General features: G+C 51.0%; 12 protein-coding genes. 8 read left to right on the top strand and 4 right to left on the bottom strand.

Translation table 11 applies throughout. The annotated features are described in order from the left end of the window. Positions 1-125 precede the first annotated feature (125 nt). Positions 126-500 carry a hypothetical protein gene (locus ACQ0MK_RS10045; protein WP_430475888.1) on the top strand — a complete coding sequence of 125 codons (375 nt, stop codon included), beginning with the start codon at positions 126-128 and terminating at the stop codon, positions 498-500. Continuing rightward, positions 493-1287: a hypothetical protein gene (locus ACQ0MK_RS10040; RefSeq protein ID WP_430475887.1), complete on the top strand. Its 795-nt coding sequence runs from the start codon at positions 493-495 to the stop codon at positions 1285-1287. Before ACQ0MK_RS10045 ends, ACQ0MK_RS10040 begins: the two co-directional genes overlap by 8 nt. Here the strand turns inward: ACQ0MK_RS10040 and ACQ0MK_RS10035 are convergent. Both ACQ0MK_RS10035 and ACQ0MK_RS10030 read right to left on the bottom strand, forming a co-directional pair. Then, positions 1236-1886, bottom strand: a complete 651-nt coding sequence (locus ACQ0MK_RS10035) for a class I SAM-dependent methyltransferase (RefSeq protein WP_430475886.1) — start codon at positions 1884-1886, stop codon at positions 1236-1238. The genes ACQ0MK_RS10040 and ACQ0MK_RS10035 overlap by 52 nt on opposite strands. A gap of 148 nt (positions 1887-2034) precedes the next feature. Then, positions 2035-2751 (bottom strand): HAD-IA family hydrolase, encoded by a 717-nt coding sequence (locus ACQ0MK_RS10030; RefSeq protein WP_430475885.1) that lies wholly within the window; start codon positions 2749-2751, stop codon positions 2035-2037. A 251-nt stretch (positions 2752-3002) separates the two neighbouring features. On the opposite strand from ACQ0MK_RS10030, the gene glmU reads away from it, so the two are divergent. The 5 genes from glmU to rfbA all read left to right on the top strand — a co-directional run bounded on the left by glmU (position 3003) and on the right by rfbA (position 9352). Further along, complete coding sequence (gene glmU / locus ACQ0MK_RS10025; RefSeq protein ID WP_430475884.1) at positions 3003-4349, top strand: bifunctional UDP-N-acetylglucosamine diphosphorylase/glucosamine-1-phosphate N-acetyltransferase GlmU; 1347 nt, start codon at positions 3003-3005, stop codon at positions 4347-4349. Between the two features lie 92 nt (positions 4350-4441). Further along, positions 4442-6265 carry a glutamine--fructose-6-phosphate transaminase (isomerizing) gene (gene glmS, locus ACQ0MK_RS10020; RefSeq protein WP_430475883.1) on the top strand — a complete coding sequence of 608 codons (1824 nt, stop codon included), beginning with the start codon at positions 4442-4444 and terminating at the stop codon, positions 6263-6265. Positions 6266-6507: 242 nt separating this feature from the next. Next, positions 6508-7569, top strand: a complete 1062-nt coding sequence (gene rfbB / locus ACQ0MK_RS10015; protein ID WP_430475882.1) for a dTDP-glucose 4,6-dehydratase — start codon at positions 6508-6510, stop codon at positions 7567-7569. Further along, positions 7566-8468: a dTDP-4-dehydrorhamnose reductase gene (gene rfbD / locus ACQ0MK_RS10010; RefSeq protein ID WP_430475881.1), complete on the top strand. Its 903-nt coding sequence runs from the start codon at positions 7566-7568 to the stop codon at positions 8466-8468. Before rfbB ends, rfbD begins: the two co-directional genes overlap by 4 nt. A gap of 2 nt (positions 8469-8470) precedes the next feature. Then, on the top strand, positions 8471-9352 hold the full coding sequence (gene rfbA, locus ACQ0MK_RS10005; protein WP_430475880.1) for a glucose-1-phosphate thymidylyltransferase RfbA: 882 nt from the start codon (positions 8471-8473) through the stop codon (positions 9350-9352). 7 nt (positions 9353-9359) lie between these two features. On the opposite strand, the gene rfbC is transcribed toward rfbA, so the two are convergent. Further along, on the bottom strand, positions 9360-9917 hold the full coding sequence (rfbC, locus tag ACQ0MK_RS10000) for a dTDP-4-dehydrorhamnose 3,5-epimerase (protein WP_430475879.1): 558 nt from the start codon (positions 9915-9917) through the stop codon (positions 9360-9362). A gap of 334 nt (positions 9918-10251) precedes the next feature. After that, positions 10252-10977, bottom strand: coding sequence for a hypothetical protein (locus ACQ0MK_RS09995; RefSeq protein ID WP_430475878.1), 726 nt, complete (start codon positions 10975-10977; stop codon positions 10252-10254). Positions 10978-11169: 192 nt separating this feature from the next. Between ACQ0MK_RS09995 and ACQ0MK_RS09990 the strand changes: the two genes are divergently transcribed. Continuing rightward, positions 11170-12627 (top strand): hypothetical protein, encoded by a 1458-nt coding sequence (locus ACQ0MK_RS09990; protein WP_430475877.1) that lies wholly within the window; start codon positions 11170-11172, stop codon positions 12625-12627. Positions 12628-12847 lie beyond the last annotated feature (220 nt).

Raw genomic sequence — 12847 nt, 5'->3', positions numbered from 1 at the left:
GTGCCATGTAATAACTCCCTTTCCCAAAGGATGAATCACATTCCGACTATAAATTTCAAGCGTTCCAATTGGGTTCAGACCCTAGTCTTTATGAAGGTGGGATTTTCACCGCTTGGGAAATTGCGGTGGCAGCAAAAATCGATGAGCAAACATATCGGGATTTAGTATGTGTCGCAAAAGGTGCGGTTAGTGCTGAATGTGGCCTTGGCTTGTCCTCGCTGAAGGCCATCTACTACGTCGAAACCGTCGTCTTTCATCTTTGCATGCTGTTTGTTGGATGGCTTTTCTTTGGCCGGAATTTGTTTGCTGGTTGGTGCTGTGTTATCGCGTCGTTAGCATTCTACGACACGTTTCTCTACGCATCTTCACCTTTGAGTGAATCCGGGTATCTCATGCTTGGTGGTCTGTTCATGGCGTTATGGGCCTATGCGTATGAACGGGCGTCACAATGGTCGGTATGGGCTGGCAGGTGTATTTGCTGGGTTGCTTGTAATGGTTAAACCAGCCTGGCTGTTGTTGCCAGTCGGGCTGCTCATAATACCGGTGGCAGCATTTTTCCGGTATCGAGAAAGTCGGCTTTTGGTTCTTAAATCCGCTGCAATATTCTTGCTGGCGTTCATTCTGGTCGTTTCACCGATGATGGTACGTAACGTCATCGAACTCGGCACGTTTTCACTAAGTGACACCAGTTATCTGGTTTCTTCTTTGTCGCACCGGCTTGCTTTCAACCGAATGAGTTGGCAAGAGTGGTTTATTGGGTGGATTTACTACCTGCCTTTGTCCGGCGCCCGGGTATTGTTCGGTACTGAGGCCCTTTTGCCCCTTGGTTGGGGCGAGCAGAGCTATTACCAGTATGGGCACGATACATTAGATGCTCTGGTAAATAATGGGCGCACTGCGCCAGAAGCACGAGACTATCTGATTTCCCAGTATGTCTTTGCAATGCCGGTCAAGTTTATTGCTGTCAGTCTATTATTGTTGTGGCGTGGGATATTTGTTGGTCATCTGGTTGGCATGGTTGCTGTGCCATCAGTTGCGGCCTTTATGTTGTTTGCTCGAAACGCCTTTTTATGGCGGTGGGCATATATTTTCCTGCCTGCCTTGTTCATGGCATCAGTAAATGCAGCTCTGTCGGTAAGCCTTTATCGCTATAATCTTGCGATCATTATTCCCTATTGCCTTGCGATGACTTGGGTCGGCTTTGCTGTTTTAAACTACCTGTTGGCGAAGTTTGATCATTCTGGCTTTCGTGCAATGGCGAGAAGGTTTTTGCCAGCTACCCGATGAGTAAGCCTGTCAAGAGTCCGACTTAACGGGAAGGCGTAACGGTCATATGCGACCAAGCCGGACCGTGAAACATCCCCGGATTTGCTACCAACTAATTTGTAGAGCAGGGTGGCGAACACACCAAGGATGTCGGCATATCGACAATCGAGAACATCAAAACCTGATGCCTCAAGTTTGTGAATAAGCTCTTTGCGCGTGTAACGACGATAATGTTCGACTTTTTCATCCATTGAGGAAAACAGCATTGGCATGGCTGGAACATAGATCACGCACGTGCTTGTGGGCTTTAGAACCCGATGAATTTCTTTCATTGCAGCGGTGTCATCTTCGATATGCTCAAGGACATTCAGGCTGTAGGAAAATTCGACACTTTCGTCGGATAAGTCTTGGGACTGGCCATAAGCTTGAAGGCCGGTCGATGAGATTATCTCGGCCTGCTGTGTGTCGGGTTCAACACAAAGAACTGTTCTTTCGGGGGTCACAATGCGCTGAGCAAAGAATCCGGTACCTGCGCCAAAATCAAGAATAGAACCGGATTTAGGTGCATGGTGATTGACCAGATTTGTCAAAAAGGCGTTATAGTTTTCAGCAAGGGACATAATGTCTAGGTTGTCTTTGCCCGTATAATCAAAATTCTGCGTCTTGTTCAAATCTTTTTCGACGCCCCGTCTATAAAGGCGTCTCCCCCAAAGTATTTAAATTGATCCCCAGCGTATCAATCGTGTTTAGAGATCGTCTAACCAAATGTCACGAAGTAAAACCTTTATGTGCCCTGCTTGATGTGTTGTCTTTTGAGATGATTGTTTCCATCGCATTGATCAGATCGCGATAGTCTGTGATGACAGCATCAGCACCAAGTGAACGCGCGCGCCCATCACTGACTTCCAGTGCAACCGCAATGGCATGGATGCCTGCTGCGCGGGCGGCGTTTACATCGTTTGCGTGGTCCCCAACCATCAGGGCGATGTCATTGCTGTCTGGGGTATGGCCCAGTTGATCAAGTACATGGCGCAGGAAACGGCCATCGGGTTTTTTGACGTCGAATGAATCACCACCGGCAATCACGGTAAACAGATCAGAAATGCCCAGCTTTTGCAGGATCGCCTTGCAGGGGGCTTCGGGTTTGTTTGATGCCAGCGCAATCGTCCAGCCATCTGCTTTGAGATCGCGCAGGACATTTTCCGCATTTTCATAAAGACGGGTATCGGCGTAATTGGTTTCGCCATATCGCGTGTTGAAATCGCCATTCAGCTCATCAAGCGTTGCGTCATCGGGTGTTTGCCCACGGGCGGCAAAGGCGCGCTTGGTCAGCATCCATGTGCCGTCGCCCAGCATGGCCTCGATATCATGGCGGATGAGTGGGGCATGTCCATGGGCGGCAAGCAATCCATTCATCGCAAACAGGATGTCATCGATCCCGTCAATCAATGTGCCGTCGAGGTCGAACATGATGAATTTTGCCATGATGTGGGGCTCCTGAAATGGATTTCGAAATTGGTGTTGGTGACTTTAGGAGAACTTAACCGAGTTCGTGCCATTAACAAACGGTAACATCCGCTAACAGGCGGTAACAAAACGTGATTCTTTATGGGCTTTTGCTGCAAAAGAATATGTTCTAAGACTTGCTGCAATTGTGATCATCAGGGGTGACGCAGATACTGCGCACCGCGTCAAAAGGGGATGCTGCACGAAAACTGCAGCAAGCGGATTGATAAATGTCACTTGAGTTAAGTGTTGTTGTTTTGGCTGCCGGTATGGGCACGCGCATGAAAAGTGCCTTGCCCAAAGTGATGCATAAGGTCGCTGGCAAGCCGATGGTCAATCATGTCATTGATACCGCCGCCAAGCTTAATGCCGGGAAAACCATGATCGTGGTCGGCCCGGACATGCCCAAACTGGTTGAGGCGGTTTCACCGCATCCAACATTTGAGCAAACCGACCGTCTGGGAACGGCACACGCGGTTTTGGCCGCGAAAGAAGGCCTTTCGGGGCTTTCGGGCAATGTGCTGGTGCTGTATGCGGACAGTCCACTTTTTACCGCCGAAACGTTGGAACGATTGGTTGCCGCCCGGGAATCCGGGGATCATGCGGTTGCGGTTCTGGGCTTCCGCCCGGATGATCCGACCGGGTATGGACGTTTGGTCACCGATGGCGCGGATGGTGAACTGGTCGCGATTGTCGAAGACAAGGAATGTAACGCGCAGCAGCGTGACATTGATTTTTGCAATTCCGGTGTGATGTGTTTCCGCGCAAAAGACATGATCGCAACCCTTGAAGCGATTGATAACGCCAATGCCAAGGGTGAATATTACCTGACCGATGCGGTTGCCGTGGCGCGTGCCAAGGGGCACAGCTGTGCGGCGATCGAAGTCGATGAAGAAGAAACACTTGGTGTGAATTCACGTGTGCAACTGGCTGTCGCCGAAGCCATCATGCAGGACCGTCTGCGCGATGCCGCGATGGTTGATGGCGCAACCCTTATTGACCCTGCATCGGTATTCTTGAGTTCTGATACCAAACTTGGCCGCGATGTGATTGTCGAGCCGAATGTCGTGTTTGGTCCGGGCGTTGTTGTTGGCGATAACACCGTTATCAAAGCGTTCAGTCACCTTGAAAGTTGTCACGTTGGTGAAGGTGCCGATATTGGCCCCTATGCACGGTTGCGGCCGGGGGCTGTGATCGGCGCGGGGGCGAAGGTTGGTAACTTTGTCGAGATTAAAAAGGCCATCCTCGAAGACGGGGCCAAGGTCAATCACCTGAGCTATATCGGCGATGCCCGTGTCGGGGCGAAGGCCAATATCGGGGCGGGCACGATTACGTGTAACTATGACGGTTTCCGTAAACAGCATACAGACATCGGGAAAGGCGCGTTTATCGGATCAAACTCATCGCTTGTTGCGCCGGTTGAAATTGGCGATGGCGCGATTGTGGGCGCTGGCAGCACGATTACCGGCAAGGTTGCCGCGGATGCGTTAACCCTGACCCGGGCTGAACGCGTTGAAAAAGCGGGATGGGCCGCAAAGTTTCGCGAAAAAATGCGGGCTTTGACCGGTAAGAAATAATCCGACAGACGGAATTTGAATTTGAATTTGCCGCCTGACGCTGTCGGGATGGCGTAAGATGACAAGCGATTTGAAGCAGGAAAATAACCAGTATGTGCGGCATTATCGGGATTATCGGCAAGGACAGTGTGAGCGAGCGTATTCTGGAAGGGCTTAAGCGCCTTGAATATCGCGGCTATGACAGTGCCGGCATTGCAACATTGGTTAATGGCGATATCGAACGTCGCCGTGCCGAAGGAAAGCTGATCAATCTTGCGACCCGCCTGGGCGAAAGCCCGCTTTCGGGCGATGTCGGCATTGGTCATACTCGTTGGGCAACCCACGGGGTTCCAACCGAAAATAATGCCCACCCGCATACCGATGGCAAGGTTGCTGTTGTTCATAACGGCATCATTGAAAACTATCAGGACATCAAGGCCGAGCTTTCGGGCAAAGGACGTGTCTTTGCCACCGATACTGATACCGAGGTTGTTGTTCATCTGGTGTCTGATTTCCTCGATCAGGGAAAATCCCCGCGTGACGCGGTTGCGGGCACTCTTCATCGGATAGAAGGTGCTTTTGCGCTGGTGATTATGATTGCTGGCCGTCATGACGTGATTTTTGGTGCCCGTCGGGGAACACCACTTGCCGTTGGTTTGGGCGATGGCGAGATGTATCTGGGATCAGATGCAATGGCACTGTCGCACCTGACCAACAAGCTGATCTATCTTGAAGAAGGCGACTGGGTCGAAATGACCCGTGAAAGCGTTCAGGTCCGCGATGAAAATGATGTGGACGTAATCCGCGAAACCAAATTGTCGGCCGTTTCGGGCGCCATGATGGGCAAGGGGAATTATAACCACTTCATGCAAAAGGAAATCTTCGAACAGCCTGCCGTGATCGGTGATACTTTGCATGCCTTTATCAATCCGGCGACCCAGACGATCAAACTGCCGGATATGCCGTTTTCCTTTGCCGATGCGTCGCGCCTGACCATTGTTGCTTGTGGCACGTCATTCTATGCCGGGCTTGTGGCCAAACACTGGATTGAACGGTATGCCGGGCTTGGTGTTGATGTTGATGTGGCATCCGAGTTCCGCTATCGCTGTCCGCCGCTGCCCAAGGGCGGTGTTGCGCTGTTTATTTCGCAATCCGGTGAAACGCTTGATACGCTGGCAGCCCTTCGCTATGCCAAATCCAAAGGCCAGAAAATCGTTTCCATCGTCAATGTCGCCGAAAGCACCATTGCGCGGGAAAGTGATGTGGTTCTTTTGACCTATGCCGGTCCTGAAATCGGTGTTGCCTCGACCAAGGCATTTACCACCCAGCTGACCGTTCTTGCCTGCCTGGCGGTGACCATTGGCCGTGAAAACGGGACGCTGAACAAGGACGAAGAAGCGGCGATTGTCAGTGCGCTGACCGAAGTGCCAAAGCATGCCGCCGAAATCCTGCATCATGATGAAGCCTTGAAAAAGCTGGCACTTGATATTGCCGATGCCCGTGATGTTTTGTATCTCGGTCGTGGGCTTGGCTATCCGATCGCGATGGAGGGTGCCCTTAAGCTTAAGGAAATTTCCTATATCCACGCCGAAGGCTATGCTGCGGGCGAAATGAAGCACGGCCCGATTGCGCTGATTGATCAGTCGGTTCCGATCATTGTCATTGCACCGTCTGATGAACTGTTTGAAAAAACCGCATCAAACATGCAAGAAGCCGCTGCACGCGGTGGGCGCGTGATCTTTATTTCCGATGCGCAGGGTCTTGCCAAACTTGGTGATATGGCATCTGCCACGGTGGAACTGCCAAAGGTTGCCGATTTCGTCGCACCGATCCTTTATACCATCCCGGTACAGATGCTGGCCTATCACGTGGCCGTGCATAAGGGGACGGATGTTGATCAGCCGCGGAATTTGGCGAAGTCTGTGACGGTGGAATAAAAAACAGTCCGAAGGTTTCATTGTGGCCGCCTGAATGTTGATAGGCATTCAGTGCGGCCACAATTGTTTTCGCCAGCCTGTTTTGCCAGCCATTGGGCGATCACAGGATTTTGCCCCAAAGACGACATATCAACGACAAAGTTGCAAACCAGTAATTGATTGTACTGTTGGCGGCGCCTTTTGGCGTCGGCTGCCGGGTGTTATTTCGCGCGTCCGGAACACAGAAATCGAAAGAGTTTGCGATGAAGGTTGCGGTGACAGGTGGGGCAGGGTTTATCGGATCAGCCGTTTGTCGGTTTTTCGCCGGACAAAAAGGCTGCGAGGTGCTCAATCTCGACAAGCTTACCTATGCGGCAGATTTGCGAACGGTTGAGGCTGTTTCCGCGTTACCGAACTACAACTTTGCCAAGGTGGACATTTGTGACAGGGCCGCGGTTGAGCAGGTGTTTTCGGACTTTCAGCCTGATGCGGTGATGCATCTGGCAGCCGAAAGCCATGTGGATCGATCCATTGATGGTCCTGCGGCGTTTATCCAGACCAACCTTGTCGGGACGTTCACCTTGCTTGAAGTGGCGCGGGACTATTTCAATGGTCTTGACGAGGCCAGAAAGCAGAATTTTCGGTTCCATCATATTTCGACAGATGAGGTGTATGGCAGCTTGGGTGATGAAGGGCTGTTTACCGAAGAAACACCCTATGCGCCTAATTCACCCTATTCAGCCAGCAAGGCGGGGTCGGATCATCTGGTGCGGGCCTGGCATCATACTTACGGCCTGCCGGTGATTATCAGTAATTGTTCAAACAATTACGGACCCTATCAGTTCCCTGAAAAACTGATCCCGCTGATGATCCTTAATGTTCTGCAAGGTAAAAAGCTTCCCGTCTATGGGGATGGTCTGAACACCCGTGACTGGTTGCATGTCGAAGACCATGCCAAGGCGCTGTTTGCCATTCTGACCAAAGGCAGGATTGGTGAAAAATACAATGTAGGTGGCTGTAACGAGGTCACCAATCTGGACGTGGTTCGCAGCATCTTTGACGCCGTCATGGCCCTTATCCCAAAGGCAGGTGGGCGGAAATTTGAGGATGTCGTCGCATTTGTGTCCGACCGACCTGGCCATGATTGGCGCTATGCGATTGATCCGTCAAAAATGCGCGACGAGCTTGGCTGGAACCCTGAATACAGCTTTGAAACCGGCCTTGCGCAAACCGTTGAATGGTATGTTGAACATCGCGATTGGTGGGCGCCGATCCAAAAAAGCAAATATGCCGGACATCGGCTGGGACAAGGAGCCAGCACATGATCAATACGTTGGTGTTTGGCAAAAACGGTCAATTGGGCAGAAGTCTTGCCGCCTGTAGCGCGCAGTTTCCCGAAACGACAGTGCAGTTTCTTGATCGCAGGGCATGTGATTTATCAAAGCCTGCCAAAATTACAGCGCTGATCGATCTTTATCGACCGGATGTGATCATTAATGCCGCAGCCTATACCGCCGTTGATCAGGCAGAAAATGAACCTGATCTTGCCCATAAAATAAACTGTGATGCTGTTCAAACCATGGCCGAAAGGGCTGCGGGTCTGTCCATCCCCCTGATCCATGTTTCAACCGATTATGTGTTTGATGGGCAAGCAGAAAAACCTTATCGGGAAACGTATACTGTTGCGCCACTCGGGGTGTATGGCGCGACCAAGCTGGCAGGAGAAGAAGCCGTTCGGGCGATCAGCGACAAGCATCTTATTTTACGAACGTCGTGGGTCTATAGCCCGTTTGGCAAGAATTTCGTTAAAACCATGCTGCGGTTGTTAAGCGAAAAAACTGAAATAGGGGTTGTGGATGACCAACAGGGCTGCCCGACCAGCGCGCTTGATCTGGCGACGGCGATTTTGCGCATTTTGCCCGATGTAACCCGTGGGGATTTTACGCAATTTGGTACCTATCATCTGGTTTCGGATACGCAGATGACATGGTGCGCGTTTACCCGGGAAATACAGGCAAAAGCGACCAAGCTGCTTGGCAAGGAATGGTCAGGCGCAGCGTGCGAGATTAAAGCTGCGACCAGTGCCCAATTCCCGACGGTTGCGCAGCGACCCGCTTATTCTGTGATGTCGACTGAAAAATTCATGACCCATTTCGGGTTTGGCTTGCCCCAGTTTGATCGCAGTTTGAGTGCAGTTTTGCAGAAACTGGCAGGAGGGGCATGAATATGCGGAAGGGAATTATCCTTGCCGGTGGCACCGGGTCACGTTTGCATCCATCGACACTGGTTGTCTCCAAACAGCTTCAGCCGGTTTATGACAAGCCGATGATCTATTATCCGCTAACGACCCTTATGCTGGCAGGGATCAAGGATATTCTGATTATCAGTACACCACGCGATGTGCCGCTTTTCCGCGAGCTGTTGGGCGATGGTACGCAATGGGGATTGCGTCTGGAGTATGCCGTTCAGGCGGAGCCACGCGGGCTGGCAGATGCGTTTGTTGTTGGTGCCGATTTTATTGGTGATGCCCCCTGTTGCCTCATTTTGGGGGATAACATTTATTTCGGGCATGGCTTAACCCAATTGCTTGGCAATGCGATGCGGCAAACATCCGGGGCAACGGTCTTTGCCTATTTTGTGCAGGATCCCGAGCGCTATGGTGTGGTTGAGTTTGATCGCGCAGGAATGGCGCTTGATATCGAAGAAAAACCAACCGAGCCCAAATCAAACTATGCGGTAACGGGATTGTATTTCTATGATTCCGACGTTGTCGAAATTGCGAAGTCAATCAAGCCATCGGCGCGCGGGGAGCTTGAAATTACGGATGTGAACAAGGCGTATCTGCATCGCGGTACCCTTCGTGTGGAAAAGATGGGCCGGGGGTATGCCTGGCTTGATACCGGGACGCATGGGGCGATGCTTGATGCCGCCGATTTCGTCCGTACTGTCGAAAACCGGCAGAGCCTGAAAATTGCATGTCCCGAGGAAATCGCCCTTCGAACCGGGATGATTTCCATGTCCCAGTTTGAAAAACTCATTGCCGGTTTTGGCGCAAGCTCCTATCGCGGATACCTTCAGACGGTGTTGCGGACATTTGATCAAATATGATCAATGATCAAAAGGCAGGGGATCGGCAATAGTCGGCAAAGCTCATGGCCTGTGCGTCTTTGGGTGACAGGTTGACGGCATCTCTAGTGAGCGGCCAGCCTATGCCAAGGTCCGGGTCATTCCACATGATGGAGCATTCAGAGTCCGGAGCATAAGGTGCCGATACCTTATAGTGAACTTCGGCATCAGGGGTGAGAGTCATAAAGCCGTGGGCGAAGCCTTTGGGAATGAAAATCTGGTTCCATTCATCCGCACTTAGTTCGGCAGAGACCCATTTCCCGAAAGTTGAAGACCCGGCACGTAGATCGACAGCGACGTCAAAAATGCGTCCGTGAGACACATAAACAAGCTTGCCCTGGGCAAAGGGCGCACATTGATAATGAAGCCCCCGCAAAACCCCGACAGGATTTGACAGGGAATAGTTGTCCTGAACGAATGTTGAGGTAATTCCGGCACTTGCATATGCCGTCTGGTTATAGGTTTCAGAAAAGAACCTACGATTGTCGCGAAACTTTTTCGGGAAAAGCAGTTTGATGTCAGGGATCGCGAGGGTTTCAAACTTCATCATTAAGACCTGATGCGCAGAAATTGAACCAGCAGTAAAGAGGGTGGAAACCAGACGAAACGGCTTATCGTATTTTGATAAGACATTAAAGGTGTAGCTGCTGAACGGCTATGTTTCGGCACTGGTTGATCAATCGGTGCCGTTCGCTGTCATTGCACCCATCTGATGAATTGTTTAAAAACTGCTTCAAACATGCAAGAGGCCGCCGCACGTGGTGGGCGTGTTATCTTTGTCTTCGATCCGCAGGGCCTAGCCAAATTTGGCGATATAGCATTGGCCTCGGTGAAGGTGGAATAAGAACAGTCAACGCTGTTCTAATGGCGGCCAAGGAAATTTAACTTCCTTGCGCGGCTATTCTCTTTTCTGAAGAAAGCTCTGAGAACGGGTCATGTTCGCGCAGATAATCTGAAAGCCTGTACATGAACGGTGTAAACTCCCTGCCGAGGAAATGATAAAGCGGCCCTGACATTGAAGATGTCAGTGGGATAGGTTCGTTCCCATCTTTAAATGCACCCTCGTTGATTGCTTGCTTAATCATGGAATCTTCGGCCAAAAAGCGATCGATAGTACCGTTATTGTAATGTAAAATCAGGTCGCCAATGTCGAGATGCCCGCTTTTGGGAAGGTCGTTGATTCTAAGGTAGTTTTGCTGCCAGACGATACCAATCATGTATCCTATCGGGTGGGTAGATGAGATTTCACTTCCTGGCGCAGCCCAAAGGCTGTTGGAAATTTCAAACAGTGGTATGTCCGATCTGACGTAAGGGCGGTTGTAGTTGTTTGCGCCAATAGGAAAACGGAAGAGTTCGCCATCGATCTCGCCTGTATTAAAGGCCACAAAGCCCCTTTTCCGGGGAAGTTTGACGATTTCAACCGGGCAATCAAGCGCGTCATAAACTTCCTTCATGATTTGCGCTGCATCGTTTGACAGTTTGTCATTACCGATCATACCGACACGCGCAGGGCACGCTTCTTTCTGTTGAGAAAATGCAATGCTTGGCAATGTAAGCATGTAAATGGATGATAGAGCATATATTAAAAATGCCTTTGTTTTGATCATGGCTACAACTTTTACTATAAAATCAACAAGATAAGATAATTTGGTAGATTGTGCCTTCGCAAAGACATGACAAGAGTTAAAGTCGCAATAATCGCTGTTAAATGTCGAAAGCTTACGGAATGATGAAAATCTCCTTTTAAATTAAGGGCTGCGGGCATGTGGGTGAGAGCTGCGACAAAAAAGACTTTGCTCATGACGATGGCTGTTAGCAGCTTGGCCGCATGTGTCGGTACAATGCCTGCTATTACGCCAATGTCTGATCTGTCTTGCCGCGATCAACTTACACATGTGGATGGGCTGATTGAAAAGGCGGGAGTGCGCAATGCAGCAGGGACACCTGTTGTAGGGTATCCGTTTTTGCGGGCGAACCGTAATTCTGTTGTGATGGGCAAGCAGGTCGCGGAACGTGATGACCAAGGCTTGAACGATAAGGGGCTGTTTAAAGACTGGATTGCGCAAATGCGCCAGCTTGATCGGCAAGCACGGGCGAGTGAAGTGCAAAACCTTCCGGTGGGGCATGGCATATCGATTGATGCGGTTGAAAATTGTGCCAATCAATTGGTCGTGGATTTAACCCTACCTGACTTTGCGCCGATCTCAACTGCTGTATTCATTCCTGACGACTATCTTGATTTTCAACGCATCGCCGGGCTTTACCCGCTTCCCGCCTTTGCCGCCCATTTCGGGTATGAGGGCTGGAAGCGGGAGAATTTACAAAGTTTTGGGCAATCGCCGTCGGTCTTTGCATCATCTGGTTTCTGGCGCGGCTATGTGGCTTCAAATCAGGGTGTTAAGGCGGATGCCGGATTCATAGCCGATTTGCCGCGTGACGGTTTTGGGCGGTTGGTACCGACATCGGTAGAGCTGGAAAAGATTGCGCAAACCTATGCGCCAGAATTGCGGGTGCGAGAGGCTTCGGACAGTGACAGGATCGGACGTCCGGTCTTGGCCACGCGGGACGCCATTTCAGAAATTGATACGACCCGGCCCACCATTTTTTACCGGCTAAACCATGGATATTTTAATGGCAACTGGTATCCGCAGATCGTTTATAGCGTCTGGTTCCCGGAACGTCCGGAGAATGGGATGTTTGATATTCTGGCCGGGCACCTTGATGCGCTGGTTTGGCGGGTAACGCTTGACCATGACGGAAGGCCGTTGATTGCCGATAGCATCCATGGATGTGGCTGTTATCACTTGTTCTTTCCCGGCAATGGTTTGAAACGCATTCAGGCACCCGAAGATGGAGATATCCGCGAGACAGCGGAAAGTCCGGCAGGGTTCGTTGATGGCGATATTCTAACCCACCCGGTTTTGTGGGTTGATGCAATGAGCCACTATCTGATGGCGGTTACTGCGACAGAGAATACTCGGCAACCTGACGCCACAAGTACCGCAGAGCTAATCCTGGAGCAGTCACTGACGAGCGTTAAGCTTGACGATGGTACAGGCTATGCGAGTCTGTATGACGAGGACGGATTTGTCCCTGGTACAGATCGGCTGGAGCGGTTCATTCTGTGGCCGTTGGGGATAGAGCGTCCCGGTGCGATGCGCCAATGGGGGCATCACACGACAGCCTTTGTTGGACGGCGTCACTTTGACGAACCCGGCTTAATCGGTCGTTATTTCGCGCCGCGTGATCTGCCGTGATGCACCGAAACCGGTAGTATCTTTAAATATAGCTTCGGGCTTGCATGTTCGGGGCGAAAATGGTGTGATCGGCTCGCCTTGTTGAACGGCGTTTGCGCCCGGGCACTCTCCGCGCCTGAAATCAGCAGAAATCGTGACATTTCTGCGTCTTTTTGTATCTTCCTATTGACTTTGAACAGGCACTCCAATAAATGCTATTAGCACTCGCCGGGGGTGAGTG

The organism is Thalassospira lucentensis, from assembly GCF_050516545.1.
Lineage (GTDB): Bacteria > Pseudomonadota > Alphaproteobacteria > Rhodospirillales > Thalassospiraceae > Thalassospira > Thalassospira lucentensis_C.
The sequence above is the reverse complement of the archived record's forward strand: the minus strand, read 5'-3'. Positions and strand labels throughout refer to the sequence as shown.